Raw genomic sequence first — 16936 nt, forward strand, 5'->3', positions numbered from 1 at the left:
ATAGATTATCGTGACGGCTGCATAATACAGCTGAACCAGCATGCCGCTTTCGCCGAAATGTCCGTTTTGGGTCGAGCCCCGACTTTAAATTAACCTTAGCACATGATGTGCACGAATTGATCCATTCTTTGACCTCCACCTGATGGAGGATCATGCCATGAACGTTCCGACTGAAATCTTCTGTACACCTACACCTTGGAATAAAGGCAAGTTGGTTGGACAGAAGGCGCCTCTGCGCCTTCGAGACATCTGGGCCATCCGTGTTCGTCTACAGCTTGCCAAAAAGACGAGAGACCTCGCCCTCTTCAATTTAGCCATCGATAGCAAATTACGAGGCTGCGACCTCGTCAATTTACGAGTACGGGATATAGCTCATGGTGCGTGTATATCCCCACGAGCGATTGTGATGCAGCAAAAAACGCATCGACCTGTTCAGTTCGAAATAACCGAGCAAACGCGCATCGCTATTATTGACTGGATACAGCTGGCTCAGCTCCGAAACGAAGACTTTTTATTTCCCAGCCGAATCAATAGCGCAAAGCATCTCTCAACGCGCCAATATGCCCGTATTGTCAAAGCTTGGGTTACCGAAATAGGTCTAGATGCGTCAATTTATGGCACGCACACGATGCGTCGCACGAAAGCTTCGCTGATATACCGTCGCACGAAAAACTTGAGGGCCGTGCAACTGCTCCTGGGTCATACGAAGCTTGAAAGCACCGTCAGGTATCTAGGGATAGAGGTAGATGACGCGTTAGAAATGGCAGAACAGACAGAAGTTTGATGAGGGTAAACGACGGCCTATTTCGGGCCGTCGTTGACCGGCCAAATGCGGACATTGACGGCCCCCGACGGTGCTGCGGCGCAGCTTTCGCCAAAGGGCAAAAAGGCTTCTTGCTCTACTATGAATGGGGCTCTACCAGAGCCTCATCTGAATTGCTTTGCGGCGGCATCCAAAGTGTTGGCGGGATAGGCAAGCGGTAGTGCCTACAGGCCGTCAAGAAAAGTGGAACCAGTCCTCGCTTCATCGCTGTCATTTCAAAAATTGCCCCACACTCCTTGATTGCTAGGTTCAAGGCATCTGCTATCTCCGCATTTCCACGTGCTGGCGACAAGTCAGTCACGCAAATCCCATGGTAGGTATCCCCACGCCAGATTTTTTGGTCTGTCTCCTCATCGGGGAACCACGCCTGATGTGTGCAATCGGGTATTTTTTGGGAAAGTCGTCTGGAGAATTCTTCAATGAAAACTTGTTCGGCGCAATACTGAAGCCAAGTGAATAGGTAGGGATAAAGGACACTGCCAACACAAGCCTCATCACGGTACTCCTGTTCATTACTCGCAGGATGAGCAAGCAGATCGTTGTAGTCGCGAAAGCACGTCGGGTAGCTGGCATTGGTTAGTAGCGCGAACGATGTATTCTCAGCCATGGCATAAAACCAAGGCATAAATCGCCTCCCTGACGATGTTTGTTGCGCGAGATACATGACCAAGGCTGCCTCGATCATATGATCGTCCTTAAACGGAGACCCCAAAGTCGGATTGTTGTTGATCAGGGCCACCAACATATCCAGCATTTTCTTTGTCTGCTCGTTCAGACTGCGAGCCAACTCGGGGTTCGCCTCCGAGAGAGCTTTCCCGAACAAATCCGTCCAGATTGCACGGGTGGCCGCACGCCCGAGTAAGTCGAACATCGCAAGATTGGCATCGACCGCTTCTCGCGACTTTACCGAAACCGATAGGGCATGAAGCGTCTCGGCATGAGGGTACAGGACCTTGTCAAAATAAATCTCGGACATCATCAAATAGAGCCTGACGTACTGATCCAAAATTTCCGTCAGAGCGACTTGATGTTTGGTGGGCTTCGTCTTGACTGGTTGTTCTCGCATTGCATCCCAGCAGAACAGCAAGCCCAATTCGGATATCCGATAAACAACATCGAGGCTCTTTGCTTCAACGGCCCAAGCGCAAATGGCGTGGAGGCAAATATACGCTTGCCTGAGCCTCAATAGGCGCTCTTTGTCTTTCATTTCCTCTTCGGAGAGAACGATGGCGACAAAACTTCTCGTGTACTCGTAGCAGGCCTCTGGCTCGTTCACCATTGCAAGGGCTTTCTGAAAATTCCTTCGCGCTGTTTCGTCCAGCAACTCCCGAGCCAACAAAGACTTTTCCATAAATCCAGCTAGGCGGTCGCCATTCCATAGCTCAAAGCATACTTCGCTTGTCGCGTTTTTCTGCGTGAAACCAGCCCAGTTGCCCTCAACAGTTTCTTTTAACTCACCCCCCATGCACAAACATATTTTGATCGGTAAACCTTGATGCTCTTTTGCAACTTTCGAACCTATGTAGACATCCAGTATTTCCTGCAACTCTGGACGCACTGACTGTGGCCCTGCATCCCAATCGCTGCGCCCTACGTCTCCTGCCTTGACGCAGAGCAAATAAAGATACTTCCGATCATCGTCTGGCAACTGACCTACAGCAGAAATATCAACTCCATCTTGGCGCGTCCCGATCATTGGGGTTTTAAGAACCTGCAAGCCCATCGCAGAAAGCAGGTTGGGCAACAACGCTTTGTCAAGGTCACCTCGTTCCTTAAGGGAGGCAAGATATTCTTTGAGTATCAGTTTCATTTTGTTTTTCTCTGCTCGACCCTACAAACCGTGAGAAGCGCATTAAATCCAACCGGATCAACTACAGACAAACGAGGAAATTCATAGCTATAGGAGTGTTCGCTCAGCGGGGTGATGCTTGAAAACTTCTCGCCATCAGCACCCGTGATCATACTGAAGCTTTTGCGACCGTAGAGCATCGTCGCAGTATGAAACAGATCGCCAAGTATAGACATCTTGCGCGCTTGCTTTTGGATATCCGTGTTTCTCTGGTGATCTTTGATCGCCGCGGCCCGTCTCGCTTCATTTGATGGCTCAAGTTCGCTAAGGTCCTGTGCCTTTTCAAGCCCCTCGATGTACGCCTTGTGTCGCGCTATCAGGTCTTGAGCTACCTTAGCCACAATCGGAGAAGCACTAGACGCTTGCTGCTCAAGATATGGTCTAAGCTCACTTGAGTAGCTAAGCAGAAGAGGCTCCCAAAGAAGCCCTTCGATCACCGGAACAGCATCTGAATGTCCATGTTCCACTAGGCTGAGCAGAATTGACGCCGCCGTGATCTCATGCAGCCAAAGAAAGCCGATACATTTTCGGGCTAGAAAGACTTGATCTACCGCTTCTGGAGGTAAGTCTTGCGGCAGGAGAGATAGCGCAGCTCCCTTATCTCCGCCGCTGACCATTTCGGCCAAGAAGCTGCATAAGGAGAAGTCGCCAGAATTAAGCCAGCGCGCGAAAAGGTATGAAGTGTTTGCAGGTTCTTCCCAAACCCATTCGCAAAAGCTATGAAACTGCTTGCTCTTTGCTGGCTGCTCGAAGTGCGGAACCATGGCCTCTATGAACGCAATCACCTCCTTGAATGACCAGCGTTCATCTTTCCAGGTTAGTGCGTTATCTATCCAGTGGCTTGCTGTCTCGAAGCTGGAGGATATGCTTTGTGATCTACTCAATACTGCACTGATAGTTTGCTCTGTGGATGCATTCTTGTGATAGAAAAGCATCGCGCACAGGCGCACCAAGTCGTCATCTGTCGGCTGGGCGAGAAGGGACTTTATCGCTTCGTCTTGCCGATATTTTTCCTTGGTCGAATCATTGTCCCAAATGCGAAAAACGGCCTCAATAGCAGCATTTCGCGCATCATCAGAAGACGGGCTTTGAATTTCCGAAAGGCAAGCATCTATACCAGTTTGGTCGTCCTGTGATGTCATGTTCTTGAGCCTTACTAAGGCGCGAAATCCTATAGATCGGAATTCCGCTCTACTGTCCTCTAAGAAATCTACCAAGTATCCAAAGTCATTGAGACCTTGTAAGGCAAACACACAGGAACGTTGGCAATCCTCTTGGCCGTCTTTTGCGCCTGTTATAATTTTTCTGGCTTGTGAGGGGTGTTTTTCGCACCAACGAACGAATGACACAAACGGAGTGTGAGAAGCCCCATCGTTGCCCGCTCTCTCGACCAGACACTCGGCAAACTGCTGCACAGCGGGATAATCATCGACCACGTGCTCAATAGCGTTAGACAACACGCCGAATATCATCCAAAGTTCATTGTGCTCAAGCCGTCGTATGGCCTCAAGGTTGTCGTTCGAGAGCAGTGCGATTTCACCCGAGTTGTGCAGGTCAGCTAAGAAACCGCCTAGATCACGTTTTCTGTCTTTGTATTCGAAGTCGAGAATGATTGGGATAAGGCGTCCGACGGCATCGCCATCGATAATCAGCTGAGCTAAATCACTTTTTTCTGTCACGCTGCCGGCCTCGTTCAGCAATGTATTCTTTGCACAACCATACCGCGCAGACCAGTCGTTGGAAACTACTGCCTCTCAACAAGGTGCAAGTAATTTTCACACAGACTGTCGCGACTTTTTACCTGCTGCGAACGGCAGCTATCCGCCCTCCACGTCGATGATCCGACATATGCCGCACCCTGCATGACGGTCCGCTTTGGGTCGAAAACGGACTTCTAGCAAGGTGTCTAATCGCAGTAACCGACTCCGCTTACTTTTATTCAACAACCTGCAAATATCAAAATCCACTTAGCCTCAAAGCTAGCAGATAATAAGTGCTGCCGTCATTAGAAATTAGTCATCTAGCTTTGGTCTCACCATGGATAGGCGCGTGATGCCGCCACTTATTGTGAATACCGGCATCCCTGATCATGATTAATTCCGTCGGCTTCCTGACTGTCTAAAATCACCAACCGCCTATTTCGCAGGCCGCTTATTATGCAGGTCGTTTGGCCAGCAGCGCCCACACACCTGCCGAAGAAAGTAACGTTCCGCCGACTATATTGAAACGGCGCTGGGCGCGGCGTGAGGCAAGCATCTTGCGTACGGATGAAGCAAACACCGCGTAAAGCGTGGCATTGAGTGTCGCTAACGCCACGAACGTGACTGCCAGAATCCACAACTGCTGCCCCGCATTAGCGCCCGGGCTAACAAATTGCGGCAAAAAGGCGACGAAGAAGATGATGCCCTTGGGGTTCAGTGCCGTTACCAAATAGGTATTGGTGAACAGCTTCCAGCGCGATCCTGATACCGCAGGTGTTACCGGCTGAACCGACGATATCCCGGCACGCAACAGCTTTATACCCATATAGAGCAGGTATAAACCGCCAATCCATTTGATAACGGTGAACCAAAACGCCGAAGCGGCCAAAACAGCACCCAAGCCAAGTAGCGAAAAAATCAGCGCCGTGGAATCGCCTAGAGCAACCGCAGCGACAAGCGGAATATTAGCGCGTCGGCCTTGGGCGATGGAGTAGCTGACAACCGTCAAAATCGTCGGCCCAGGAATAGCGAGCAAGGCCACGGATGCAAGCGCAAAGGCAAACCAAATTTCGATAGACATGGGACAGCACCTTAGACGTGGTAATGACTAAGTTAGCATAAGCCGCAGAAGGCTGGAGTCCCCCATTAGCAGCGCCCTCTGATATCCCACTATTTTGACGATGTGAGCTCCCCTTGCGGTCGAACCCGCACCATATTTTTAACTAAATAAATATAAAACGTTGACGAAATATAAAAATGTAGATATTTTTTAAGCGTAGGTTATTTATTCAGTCGGTTCTTTTTCACCCTTTTGCTAAAGAGAGGCGTCCAATGAACGCTCCAGCCACTATCCCCGCACAGCAGCATCATGGTTTCACCCTTGGCCGCTCACCGCAGTCGGACCGCTTACTGCAACTGAGCTTCCCTAAGGAAACAGTGAAAGCGTTTCTTGACGCCGTGTCGGAATGGCCGGTTCAGGCACTGGAATATAAGTCTTTCCTGCGTTTTCGAGTGGCCAAGATTCTTGATGACCTGTGTAAGAACACCCTACAGCCGGTGTTGATCGATACCATGGTGGATCGGGATACAGGGGCATTTCTGGTGACGCCAGAGGGGCTGGATCAGGTTGAGCAGGCCGACGAGATGGTGATATTCGCCACGGCGGTGGCTCACTTGATGGGACGCTCAAATTACGATGCCATGAGCGGCCAGTACTATGCGCGGTTTGTGGTGAAGAATGTCGATAACTCAGACAGCTACCTACGTCAGCCACACCGCGTGATGGAGCTGCATAACGACGGCACGTTCGTGGAGCAGGACACCGACTACGTGCTGATGATGAAAGTTGACGAACAGAACATGCAAGGCGGCAACTCGTTACTGTTGCACCTCGATGACTGGGAAGGGTTAGACAGTTTCTACTCTCACCCACTGGCGCGCCGTAACATGCGCTGGACCGCGCCGCCCAGTAAGAATGTTGATCGCGACATCTACCACCCCGTGTTCGATGTGGACACCGAGGGTCGCCCGATCATGGCCTACATTGACCAGTTCGTTCAGCCGAAGAACTTTGAAGAAGGTAACTGGCTAGCTGATCTGTCTGATTCGCTGGAAGGTAGCCAACATCAGCTATCGGTTCCGGTCGCTACTGGCAGCTTCCTGCTGATTAACAATCACTTCTGGCTGCATGGTCGCGATCGCTTCACCCCGCACCCTGACCTGCGTCGTGAGTTGATGCGTCAGCGTGGCTATTTCACCCATGCCAAAACACTACGTCAGCCGCGTCAGGTATAATCATTTAGAATAAGCTGGCCACCGCCATGACGGTGGCCATTTTCCCTTGGCTACCGAGACGCCTATGTACGACTACATTATTATCGGGGGCGGCATTCTTGGGCTGTCGACTGCCATGCAGCTTATCCGCGCCTACCCTGACAAGAAGATGCTGCTGGTCGAGAAAGAGGATGGCCCTGCCCGCCATCAAACAGGCCACAACAGTGGTGTGATTCATGCTGGGGTTTACTACACGCCCGGCAGCTTAAAGGCGCGCTTCTGTCTAGAGGGAAACCTCGCCACCAAAGCGTTTTGTGACGAGCATAGCATTGCCTACGACGAATGCGGCAAGCTGCTGGTCGCCACGAATGACCTCGAACTCCAGCGTATGAAAGCACTGTGGGAGCGCACGGAGGCTAATGGCTTGGAGCGGTATTGGCTGACGGCAGAAGAACTGAACGAACGTGAGCCTAACATCACCGGCGTCGGCGGTATCTTTGTCCCCTCCAGCGGTATCGTCAATTATGCCGAAGTGGCTGCCGCTATGGGCCGCGAATTCGAAGCCGCTGGCGGTGAGATCCGCTACAACACTTCAGTGACCGGCTTAAATGAGCGAACCAATGAGGTGGTGGTATCCACCAGCCAGGGCGATTTTTCTACCCGCTATATGGTGTCCTGCTCTGGCCTGATGGCAGACCGAGTGGTACGCATGCTGGGTATCGAGCCAGACTTCACCATCTGCCCGTTCCGCGGCGAGTACTTCCGCCTTCCCGCGCAGCACAATCAAATCGTTAATCACCTGATCTACCCGATTCCTGACCCTTCGATGCCGTTTCTTGGCGTTCACCTGACGCGCATGATTGACGGCAGCGTAACGGTCGGCCCCAACGCGGTGCTGGCCTGGAAACGTGAAGGCTATCGAAAGACCGACATCTCGTTTTCCGACACGCTCGCCATGCTGCGCCACCGCGGCATCCGCCAAGTGCTGAAAGACAACTTGCGTCCAGGGCTTTCCGAGTTTAAGAACTCACTCTATAAAAAAGGCTACCTTCAGCAAGTGCGTAAGTACTGCCCAAGCTTAACACTGGCAGATCTTGAGCCTTACCCGGCTGGCGTGCGCGCCCAGGCGGTGTCCAACGATGGCAAGCTGGTCGATGACTTCCTGTTCGTCAACACGCCGCGTACTGTCAACGTGTGTAACGCACCCTCGCCTGCGGCGACGTCTGCTATTCCCATTGGGGCGTATATCGTAGAGAAAGTTAAGCAGCAGGTTGGCGATAGCGCCGCCGTAGTATGCTAGGAACTCACGAAGCTGCTTAGTAACGAGCCTGTTTCGGGCGCATAGTTTGCGTCCGAAATATTATTCAGCGGTTACTTAGCCAAAACTACGTAACGCCCTCACCATAGGCTGCATCATAAGAAATGAATCACTCCGAAGCGGCATCGGCTGCCCCTTCGCCATAAATCCAGACGACCGATACAAGCAAACTGCTGCCTCATTACTGGTTGTAACGTCAAGCGCGAGACAATCGCACTCTTTATCTATCGCCCAGGTTTTAATTTCACCCAGAAGCGCCTTGGCGATGCCTTTCCCTCTTGCCGCAGGCAAAACCCACATTTGGTAGATGTGAGCGGTTTCCACCTCTGGCGCATGTATCACACCCCAAGCAAGCCCCACCGGCCGGCCACCCTGCTCTGTCACTAACGGAAAAGCCACAAGCCCCCGCGCGCTAAGATCTAAGCGCGCTTGCCAATCAGAATCCGACAATACAGATTCCTGCTCGTAAATGGCACCAAACGAGTCAGGGGAATCCTTGAGCGATTCCAGCCTAGCGGACTTGTACAACGCCCAATTCTCAGGGGTTAGTACTTTGATGTTGAAGTTTTTCATATAGGGGACTTGCTGCATGGTGCAGAGGTTTCGGGTGATTTAATAAGTTTGTTACCAGTCGCTTTGGTCAGTATCCGGGTAAAAGCGAACTTTCGGATACTTCTAATGTAATGCCATACTCAGTGGCTTGTTCGCTGCAATGCTTTGTTAAATATCAATCGGACTCAGAGCCAGCACCTAGCTTCCGCTATTACCGTTTCTATTCTCTTCTGGTATCCCCGGTGACGCCGGATGCAAAGGTATAGTGTCTCACTCACCGGGTTAGGAAGTCGGTGAGCCTTTATTTGTTCGGGCTTGTGAAACGCCTCAACCGCATGAGCCGGTAATGCTGTAAACCCCAGCCCGATGCTGACAGGCTCCAGAATCAACCCGATCTGGTTTGAGTACCCCTTTCTTAGAAACTGATGACTGTGCTGGAACTCAGGATAATTTTTGCTAAGCAGCAGGTTGGCGTGGTGACTTCCATCAGGATGGTCAATAAAACCGAGGGCCATCAACGTCTCCCAAGATGGCTCCTCAATGGTCTCAGGGGTCACCAATAACAATGACTCTTCCGCGATAGGCGTGCAACTGACCTCGGCCAGGGTAGATTTTGACGTCATGAAGCCAAGATCCACGGAAGATTCGGCGATGGCGGTTTCTACGTCGGAGTTGGGTGCAAAGCGGTAATCAATTATGAGTTTTGGATACTTACTCTGCAGCGCCAATAAGCGTGGATATAGCTTAAGCCCAACACTCCCGGGTGACATCACCCGAACTACCCCTTCGTAAGGCGAATCTTCTTGGACTGCCTGCTCCAAACTCGATAACGCCTGCAGAATGTTCTGCGCTTCGATGTATAGCCTTTCGCCTGCCTGCGAGAGTGAGAATTTCTTCCCCTCCCGGATTAGCAACTCAACACCAAGTTGCTCTTCCAACTTACGCACATGCTGGCTCACCCCTGACTGAGTCATGTGGAGACGTTCGGCCGTACGGGTGAAATGTCCTACATCAACGAGGGTGCAAAAGGTAGTTAACCAGGTGGTGTTTATCATCACTATCCATAATTATCACAATCAAAAATGATAATTTTAAGTAATTAAAGGCGTTCTGTAACCTACTATCAGTCACACCAGAGGAGGACAGGCAATGCCCAACGTTTACCCAAGAAGTTTCTCACACATCGGTATTTCTGTACCGGATCTTGAGCGAGCCGTACAGTTCTACACCGAAGTGATGGGCTGGTATCTGATCATGGAACCCACCGAGATCAAAGAAGACGATAGCGCCATAGGAGAGATGTGCACGGATGTCTTCGGAGCCGGGTGGGAAAGCTTCAGAATCGCACATCTATCTACCGGAGACCGGATAGGTATCGAGCTTTTTCAGTTCAAGAATCAGACCGACCCAGAGGATAACTTTGAATACTGGAAAACCGGCGTCTTTCACTTCTCTGTGCAAGACCCCAATTTGGAAGAACTTGTTGACCGTATCGTAGCCGCTGGTGGTAAGCGGCGCATGAAAAAGCCACGCTACTACTATCCAGGTGAGAAGCCCTATCGCATGATTTACATGGAAGATCCATTCGGAAACATTGTGGAAATCTATAGCCATAGCTACGAACTGACCTACAGCGAAGGCGCCTACTAAATTATTAGCGATTAGAATTCGAGCAGGCTTGATAAGCCTGCTTTAAAAACGCCAGTTTCATTAACTTTTTATAAGTTAATTAACATTAGGCCGCATTTCCAAACTTAGCGCCTTGCTGTATTTCCCAGCACGTTCGCTTAGGCTCGGTTACCCACCATTCAGCACAGTCCCGCTTTTTCTTAAGCCCCTCATCCTGCACGTAGTCAGCCAGCTCGTTACGGCCCAGCGTCACATGGTTCACGGCATCTCCATATGCACTGCAATGATGGTCGCATCAGGAGCCGCCCGATGGGTATTCAGTATGTCTTCTATACCCATAATTGGGTGGCGCCAGTATTCAACACGATTACTTCTGGGTGCCTGTTTATGGTGCGCGAGTATTACGGCAAGAAGAATTGCCAACAAGATTGCCCGTATCATGGTGGTTCCCCCGCACCGCGAAGGTGGATAGGCGTACTTTCACTCGCCGCCTTCAAGCCTCGTCGCGTTTTCGGAGCTATCTCATGGATTAGCCAAACGACGGTTAAAGCCAAGCTGTCGTTATATGGCCAGGAACAGCCCTTAGGACTATATACCCAAGTGTTAACAGTAATAGCTGGAAAATGGCTGATTTCTGTGTGCCGGGCAGTGGCCGTTATGATCAGTAAACTTTACATAACACACATAGGCGGCCATGAGTCTGAGTTTTAAGCCCACGATTCGAGTCATACCGAAAACGTCTAGACTAAAGTAGTCCTGTCATGCGTCCGATTGTTTGGACTAGCGAATTCAATGCAGATGAAGCATTTGTAACCGTGTTAAGGCGATCCCAGAATACGCTTTTCGTATCTTCACTCTGCACACCCTCTGGCTTAGACATCTCTTCAGTAAAAATTGCGATATCCGATGCTGCGGCCTGACGCTGCGCTGGCGTTAGGCTCTCATCTATCTCGATGCTACGGCGCAGCTCCGCCAAGACCGATTTTAGCTCGCGCTCAGCGTCAGAGCAGTAGGCATTAACATCCAGCGCGCGTATGTACCCATCCAAAGAGCTGTTGACGACTCCAACCTGACTCTGGATGAACGTTCCACCTGCCACTATATTTGTTACCGGTGTCATCGTCATAGCTACTCGCTGCTCATTGTATAAGTTAATCGCATATTCTAGGTCGTGATGGCCGGTTGCTGGTTGATAAAATACGCAATCATGCTCTCGATTAAATAGCTCATGTTCTTGGATCTCATCGGTGCGAAGTTCTGTACCGAGTTGCTGAATGAATTCTGGCCTTTCTGCGTAACAGTAAACTGCCACAAATGGAAATGGATCATTGCTCTCTCGGTCTATCACTAGTGCATGATTAAAAGCCTCAGCTTTTTCATCACCTCCAACCCGGGCGGCGAAAGCGATACGAGACTCACGGATTAACAACGAACATGTTGTGCACCTAACCATGGCATTACCTTTAAGTGAAGCACGCTTAAAACTGAACCCACTTTTCTTTCTTGTAATGTGGCATTGGCAGCCCACTGCAACAAAAACATCGCCAAGATTTCAGACACCGAGGGTACTAACAGGCTCCTCTACTGTTCAACAATGCTATGCTGCGCATTTAAACAACAACGTCTATTTACCAGAATAGACTACGTGTCGAGGCTGCGTAATTAATTTCGCATTGCGGCCAGGAGCGGCCATTGCGGTAGTGCTGATATAACGCCGCGTTCACCGGCTTGTCCGATGCAACGCTTTGTTCAGCACCATTTACGACACCCTTATTTAGAATGTTAGTATGCCCAAGCATTCTGTTTGAACAGCTCGATTTCTTCGGGTTCAATCACTTCTGTTGCCTCTGCTACGTCCGCAACCACAATACTTTTCACATCAATCGCATTTTTCAAAGCTTCACTAGCGATCCAGTCACACCCCCACAATTGCGGTGCTCCACCATTAACTATCTGGCAAATTGGCTCAGAACTATCGAATGGGATACCCACGGCTTTTGGTTGAGTTACTCGCTGCAACCATATTTCAAGATAACCGTTGTAAGGAACCCGCTTAATTTTCTCTCGGACTTTAGTCCAGAGTCGAACCTTGTCTTCGGTTGGTGCAAGCGCAATAAGATGGCTCAAAATTCCAGCTACAGCGGGAAAAGTTGCTGGAGACACATAGGCAATATCTGTTGCGATTGCCACTTGAACATCGAGGTCGCCGGGAGATTCCGTTTGGCTAGAAACGTTAGTGTGAAAATCGCCCACTAACCGACGTAACGCACCGCTATTCGGATATCGTTGACCGAACGCATGGAGTCTCATTAATTGTTTTTGGATCGTTTTGGCATTTTCTTTTCCAAGGTCTTGCAGTTCAATACCTGCAAGTTTGTCTGGCTTGATAGACCCTTCCACTACGTTTCCGCTGGAAAAAGTCTTTGAAACCCCAAGCTTCATCCCGACCGTTCGCAACTTATCGCTTACAACCTTAAGAACTGATTCTGCACGTTCGTCGCTGTTTGCAAAAATGCGGTAATCATCTCGGTAACGAAGGATTCGGATATCAGTACAGCTACCTAGCTCAGTATTGATAAGCTCATCGACATAGCCAAGTACGATTTCGGCGATAAAGTCCATAAGTACCGAGCCTTGGCAAATTCCATTTGTTTGGCCGTAACGACTAGCCTGGATGTGGAAATCAATCTTGTTTCCAAGAAGCGACTTCTTAGTTTTGTTTTTCTTAGCTTCTTCGATCCCATGGATAGCCCATGCAATGCTATGCGTGTACAGCGAGCCGTAACAGTCTGTCACATCGGTGTGAAGAAGGTGATTGAATTCCAGCGAATAAGTCAAAGAGCGTTGTTCAACAGCCTGCCACCACCCTTTAATCTGAGTGGCAACATCGGTCTGGTGGTCCACTGACATTACAGGCGCGCTGCAACAGTCGATGACGCCATCCTCAAACTCAGCCATACGGGATATGATTAGAGCCCAGTTTTCCTCGTCGCAAATAACGTTTACCAATGAGACGTATATTGCAGGATTCATCAACTCATATGGTCGCCAAGCAAACCTTCCGTCCTTGTTGGCAATGAAATTGTAATTTACATCAGGAAAATCGGCTGGACTGCTTTTCTTGAACTGATTAAAACTAGCGCCGCCTAAGATTTCCGAAACACTTGCCAAAATAGGCTCGAAATTAATGTAGCTCGGAATATCGCCATTGAAGTAGCTACTCCCCTTCAAGAAATGAGCACGTGCTTCTTCATTGGTTAGGTCGATTAATCGCTTCATTTATTCGTTAGCCCTTGTGCGACGCTGAACAGTTTATTAGTGCGCATGCGTGTTTTTCTGGCCACCACCATCCTGACCATATAGTTATAATGCATTGAAATTTAGAGAAATAAATGCCGTCTACGCGATGCGCTTTGCCAGAAAAATGCGCATTGTGAGCCAAAGGCACTTATGAATATCCGGTCTCAGCGAAGTCCGCTTTGGGTCGAAAGCCGATATTGCATATACCACTTCGCACAAGCCTTCCTCTCCCCTGAGGCGCGTCTCAGCCTCTCAAACAAAATCTTCTTAGCCTTAACGCTAGCAGATAAACCTCAGCCCCGTCATTAGTCATTAGCCGCGCATTGCGGTCTTCTGCCACGCCTAGAGCCTATTCGCTCATAACGCCCTTTAGCTTCTATCACCAAAACAAAAAACCAATGCGGTGAACCAAGCTAGCACGGTCAACTGCATCGGCACGTTACGTCCTGCTACGGTGAAGCAACTGCTCACCTCACCTTCATTTCCTTATGCGGAACACGGTAAGCTTGGCGGCAACACCGCTGCTAATGGCTAAAAAACAACGATGACTTCCCATTGGATACTTGGCCCTGGGGCCATTGGTCGCCTGTTGGCGCATTCGCTTTCGCCCTTCACTGACGCCATATTGATTGGCCGACGTGCGCTGCCTGAACAACAACGCCTGACCACCCCTGAAGGTGAAGAGCGAACTCAGCGCCTGGCGAGCGTTACGGTTGCAGAGCTGACCTCTCATCCACTGCCCGCACCTGGGTTTGTACATATCACCACCAAAGCCATGGCCGCCGAGGCGGCGCTTGCCAGTATTGCCGATGTGGTTGCGCCCACGACCCCGCTGGTGCTGTGGCAGAACGGTTTTTTGGCACAGCCGCGCATTACACAAGCGTGGCCGGGGCCGGTGCTGTGCGCGACGACGACTCAGGGTGCTTATCTCACTGGGGATGATGGTGTGGTTCACGCGGGGCGCGGGCCTACGTTTATCGGTGATTTAGATAATCAGCACGCTGGATTGGCGGAGACGTTAGCGGCGCTATTGAGTGAGGCAGGCTTTACCGCAACGGCGGTGAGCGATATACGCCAACGCTTGTGGCAAAAATTGGCGGTGAATGCGGCGATCAACCCATTGGTGGCGCTCAATGGCGTGCGCAATGGTGAGCTGCGCGGTGATGCTTATGCAGGCCGTTTGGCAGCGGTGGTCAAAGAGGTCGCGGCGATTCTAAAGCAGGAAAACATTGCACCACCGAATGGTGGCGAAGGTGAAGACGCGTGGTTGGCGCTTGTGTGGCAGGTGGTGGAGAACACAGCTAACAATAAGGCCTCGATGTTGCAGGATGTTGAGGCCAGGCGTCCCACCGAGCGCGGGGCGATTTTAGGGCCGTTGATTGATAGCGCCGAACGCCATGGTTTGCCGTGTGGGGTGCTGAAAGAGCTTGATAGCGAATTGGCTAAATTGGAGGCGGAGTTTTAGGGAACATTTAGTGGCTGAATCATCGCGCGCTAAAGCGCCCTCCCGCAATATTAAATTGCCCTTATTTACTGTGCTGTCAGGGCTGTGCTGTTCCACTTACAACCGCTGCGCCGGGCTGCCATTGCGGGTGCGCTTCGCTTACCACGCACTACGAAGCCCGTATGCTCCATCGCATAAATGCACGATAAAGCCCGTGTATTTAGCCGTTTAGCAAACTGTAGCGCGCTAAAGCGCCCTCCCTTCATCAGGAAGGGCCGCTATCTATATCACGTTACAGGAATCATCACTACGTTCTGAAAGGCGGGGCGTTCTGCAAGCTGTTGGTACCAGCGCTCCAGGCTGGGGCGCCGCTGCCAGGTTAACCCAATGTTCCATAAATTATAGATAAAAGGCGCTAAGGCGATGTCGCCGAGGCCAAATTCATCGCCGGAAAACCAGGGTTGGCTTTGGTTTGCCAGCGCGTTATCTAGCAGTTCAAATGACCTTTCACAGGCTAGCATTCCGGCATCAATAGCATCGTTATCACGCTCTTCCGGCGGTGTTCTTACGAACCCTTGCAAAATAACGCGGTGCCTGGGCGAAAGCGTATTGTTCGCCCAATCCATCCATTTCTCTGCCTGGGCGCGCTTGGCGGGGTTATCTACCCATAAGCTACCTTGGCCATACTGCGCGGCCAAGTAGCGGATAATGGTGTTAGATTCCCATAACACGCTATCGGTCGCGTCGTCTTTAAGTAGCGGCACTAGCCCATTGGGGTTCATGGCCAAGTACGCTGAGGTATTGTTGACCCCGTGCTGCATTCCTGCCGGAATTTGTTCAAACGCCAAGCCGAGCTCTTCGAGCACCCAGCGCACTTTTTTGACGTTAGTGGAGTTATTGCGGCCCCAAAGCGTAATCATGGCAGTCCTTTTATCTGAGCATACATCTGAGAATAGCGAAGAAAATGAGTGTGCCCGCCCTTGAGGCCAGTGACAAGAGGCGGCTTATGCCGCCCTCTCGCGGGTGCCTAGCGCTGCTCGTTCCGCGCAAAACTCGCTACCATGCGCTACACCATCACTTGCTCCTCACCATTTTCCATTCACGCCTTAGCCTCACTCCTTATCTTGATAAAACTGCAGCAGGCTGGAGAAGTCGAGTTTGCCGTTGCCACCTGCTTTATGCAGGGTGAATAGCGAACGTGCGGCAGAGCCCATGGGCACTGGTGAGGCACTTTGCTGGCTAACATCCATGGCGAGACCCAGGTCTTTAATCATCAGGTCTACCTGGAAGCCGCCTTGATAGCCCTTCGAGGCGGGGGCATTTTCCATCACCCCGGGGTACGGGTTGTAAACGTTTAGCGCCCAGTTTCCCCCAGAGCTTTGTTTCATTATTTCGGAAAGCACCGCTGGGTCCAGGCCATTTTTCACGCCCATATTGATCGCTTCGCAGGTGCCCGCCATCAGAATGGAAAGCAGCATGTTGTTGCACACTTTGGCCACCTGACCTGCACCGTGGTCGCCGGCGTGGAAGATATTCTTACCCATCACCTCGAGCACGGGCTTAGCCTGTTCAAATTGTGCCGCGCTACCGCCCACAATAAAGCTCAATGTGCCGGCCTGCGCTCCGCCTACCCCGCCAGACACAGGCGCGTCGACAAAGCCAACGCCTTTTTCAGCGCCAGCGGTAGCGACGCTGCGGGCGGTATCCGCATCAATGGTCGAGCAGTCAATCACCAGAGCGCTCTTTTTGATGACATCAAACAGCGGCTCGTCGCCATCCACATACAGCCCACGCACATGTTTGCCTGCGGGCAGCATGGAAATAATAAAATCTGCGTCGGTGGCCGCTGCTTTTGCAGAGGCTGCCACTTCACAGCCTTGGGATTTCGCTGTTTCCAAGGCTTGTTCAGAAAGATCGAACGCGCGAACGTTAAAGCCCGCTTTCGCCAAGTTGGCCGCCATGGGGCCGCCCATATTGCCTAAACCGATAAACGCGACAGTGGTCATCTTTATTGTCCTTGTTAGAAAATTGATGGGGAAATGGGTTG

General features: G+C 50.9%; 16 protein-coding genes. 6 read left to right on the forward strand and 10 right to left on the reverse strand.

From position 1 onward, the window contains the following. Positions 1–157: 157 nt before the first annotated feature. Positions 158–784: a tyrosine-type recombinase/integrase gene (locus tag ACN06F_RS10300; protein WP_231658439.1), complete on the forward strand. Its 627-nt coding sequence runs from the start codon at positions 158–160 to the stop codon at positions 782–784. Between the two features lie 118 nt (positions 785–902). Here the strand turns inward: ACN06F_RS10300 and ACN06F_RS10305 are convergent, their stop codons facing one another. The 3 genes from ACN06F_RS10305 to ACN06F_RS10315 form a co-directional block, all read right to left on the reverse strand. Then, positions 903–2633, reverse strand: coding sequence for a hypothetical protein (locus tag ACN06F_RS10305; protein WP_231658438.1), 1731 nt, complete (start codon positions 2631–2633; stop codon positions 903–905). Further along, positions 2630–4372: a hypothetical protein gene (locus ACN06F_RS10310; protein ID WP_231658437.1), complete on the reverse strand. Its 1743-nt coding sequence runs from the start codon at positions 4370–4372 to the stop codon at positions 2630–2632. The genes ACN06F_RS10305 and ACN06F_RS10310 overlap by 4 nt, the downstream gene beginning before the upstream one ends. Positions 4373–4826: 454 nt before the next feature. Then, entirely contained in the window at positions 4827–5453 is a 627-nt protein-coding gene (locus tag ACN06F_RS10315) for a LysE family translocator (RefSeq protein WP_038485060.1), read from the reverse strand. Between the two features lie 251 nt (positions 5454–5704). On the opposite strand from ACN06F_RS10315, the gene glaH reads away from it, so the two are divergent. Together glaH and lhgO are read left to right on the forward strand one after the other, a co-directional pair. Beyond that, positions 5705–6667 carry a glutarate dioxygenase GlaH gene (gene glaH / locus ACN06F_RS10320; RefSeq protein WP_095603091.1) on the forward strand — a complete coding sequence of 321 codons (963 nt, stop codon included), beginning with the start codon at positions 5705–5707 and terminating at the stop codon, positions 6665–6667. A 64-nt stretch (positions 6668–6731) separates the two neighbouring features. Continuing rightward, a complete protein-coding gene (lhgO, locus tag ACN06F_RS10325) occupies positions 6732–7946 on the forward strand; it encodes an L-2-hydroxyglutarate oxidase (protein ID WP_433923864.1) in 1215 nt (404 codons plus the stop codon). Positions 7947–8021: 75 nt separating this feature from the next. Here the strand turns inward: lhgO and ACN06F_RS10330 are convergent, their stop codons facing one another. Both ACN06F_RS10330 and ACN06F_RS10335 read right to left on the reverse strand, forming a co-directional pair. Beyond that, positions 8022–8537, reverse strand: coding sequence for a GNAT family N-acetyltransferase (locus ACN06F_RS10330; RefSeq protein WP_433923865.1), 516 nt, complete (start codon positions 8535–8537; stop codon positions 8022–8024). A 164-nt stretch (positions 8538–8701) separates the two neighbouring features. Further along, on the reverse strand, positions 8702–9571 hold the full coding sequence (locus tag ACN06F_RS10335) for a LysR family transcriptional regulator (protein WP_433923866.1): 870 nt from the start codon (positions 9569–9571) through the stop codon (positions 8702–8704). A 94-nt stretch (positions 9572–9665) separates the two neighbouring features. On the opposite strand from ACN06F_RS10335, the gene ACN06F_RS10340 reads away from it, so the two are divergent. Continuing rightward, positions 9666–10166 (forward strand): lactoylglutathione lyase family protein, encoded by a 501-nt coding sequence (locus ACN06F_RS10340; protein WP_433923867.1) that lies wholly within the window; start codon positions 9666–9668, stop codon positions 10164–10166. Between the two features lie 85 nt (positions 10167–10251). Here the strand turns inward: ACN06F_RS10340 and ACN06F_RS10345 are convergent, their stop codons facing one another. Continuing rightward, positions 10252–10407, reverse strand: a complete 156-nt coding sequence (locus ACN06F_RS10345) for a hypothetical protein (protein WP_433923868.1) — start codon at positions 10405–10407, stop codon at positions 10252–10254. Between the two features lie 47 nt (positions 10408–10454). Between ACN06F_RS10345 and ACN06F_RS10350 the strand changes: the two genes are divergently transcribed. Then, positions 10455–10856, forward strand: coding sequence for a hypothetical protein (locus ACN06F_RS10350; protein WP_433923869.1), 402 nt, complete (start codon positions 10455–10457; stop codon positions 10854–10856). 34 nt (positions 10857–10890) lie between these two features. Here the strand turns inward: ACN06F_RS10350 and ACN06F_RS10355 are convergent, their stop codons facing one another. Next, complete coding sequence (locus ACN06F_RS10355; protein ID WP_433923870.1) at positions 10891–11574, reverse strand: hypothetical protein; 684 nt, start codon at positions 11572–11574, stop codon at positions 10891–10893. A 353-nt stretch (positions 11575–11927) separates the two neighbouring features. Further along, positions 11928–13424: an RNA-directed DNA polymerase gene (locus tag ACN06F_RS10360; RefSeq protein WP_433923871.1), complete on the reverse strand. Its 1497-nt coding sequence runs from the start codon at positions 13422–13424 to the stop codon at positions 11928–11930. Positions 13425–13989: 565 nt separating this feature from the next. Here ACN06F_RS10360 and ACN06F_RS10365 point away from each other — a divergent pair. Continuing rightward, positions 13990–14910 (forward strand): ketopantoate reductase family protein, encoded by a 921-nt coding sequence (locus tag ACN06F_RS10365; RefSeq protein WP_433923872.1) that lies wholly within the window; start codon positions 13990–13992, stop codon positions 14908–14910. Positions 14911–15176: 266 nt separating this feature from the next. On the opposite strand, the gene ACN06F_RS10370 is transcribed toward ACN06F_RS10365, so the two are convergent. Beyond that, complete coding sequence (locus ACN06F_RS10370; RefSeq protein WP_125748799.1) at positions 15177–15809, reverse strand: glutathione S-transferase family protein; 633 nt, start codon at positions 15807–15809, stop codon at positions 15177–15179. A gap of 192 nt (positions 15810–16001) precedes the next feature. Continuing rightward, entirely contained in the window at positions 16002–16922 is a 921-nt protein-coding gene (gene mmsB, locus ACN06F_RS10375) for a 3-hydroxyisobutyrate dehydrogenase (RefSeq protein ID WP_281251941.1), read from the reverse strand. Positions 16923–16936 lie beyond the last annotated feature (14 nt).

The organism is Vreelandella sp. 21 (assembly GCF_050995515.1).
Lineage (GTDB): Bacteria > Pseudomonadota > Gammaproteobacteria > Pseudomonadales > Halomonadaceae > Vreelandella > Vreelandella alkaliphila.

Bases quoted from the DNA above. Each gene is read 5' to 3' on its own strand.
- ACN06F_RS10300 (WP_231658439.1), top strand. From the start codon at position 158: ATGAACGTTCCGACTGAAATCTTCTGTACACCTACACCTTGGAATAAA.
- ACN06F_RS10305 (WP_231658438.1), bottom strand. From the start codon at position 2,633: ATGAAACTGATACTCAAAGAATATCTTGCCTCCCTTAAGGAACGAGGT.
- ACN06F_RS10315 (WP_038485060.1), bottom strand. From the start codon at position 5,453: ATGTCTATCGAAATTTGGTTTGCCTTTGCGCTTGCATCCGTGGCCTTG.
- glaH (WP_095603091.1), top strand. From the start codon at position 5,705: ATGAACGCTCCAGCCACTATCCCCGCACAGCAGCATCATGGTTTCACC.
- lhgO (WP_433923864.1), top strand. From the start codon at position 6,732: ATGTACGACTACATTATTATCGGGGGCGGCATTCTTGGGCTGTCGACT.
- ACN06F_RS10330 (WP_433923865.1), bottom strand. From the start codon at position 8,537: ATGAAAAACTTCAACATCAAAGTACTAACCCCTGAGAATTGGGCGTTG.
- ACN06F_RS10335 (WP_433923866.1), bottom strand. From the start codon at position 9,571: ATGATAAACACCACCTGGTTAACTACCTTTTGCACCCTCGTTGATGTA.
- ACN06F_RS10340 (WP_433923867.1), top strand. From the start codon at position 9,666: ATGCCCAACGTTTACCCAAGAAGTTTCTCACACATCGGTATTTCTGTA.
- ACN06F_RS10350 (WP_433923869.1), top strand. From the start codon at position 10,455: ATGGGTATTCAGTATGTCTTCTATACCCATAATTGGGTGGCGCCAGTA.
- ACN06F_RS10360 (WP_433923871.1), bottom strand. From the start codon at position 13,424: ATGAAGCGATTAATCGACCTAACCAATGAAGAAGCACGTGCTCATTTC.
- ACN06F_RS10365 (WP_433923872.1), top strand. From the start codon at position 13,990: ATGACTTCCCATTGGATACTTGGCCCTGGGGCCATTGGTCGCCTGTTG.
- ACN06F_RS10370 (WP_125748799.1), bottom strand. From the start codon at position 15,809: ATGATTACGCTTTGGGGCCGCAATAACTCCACTAACGTCAAAAAAGTG.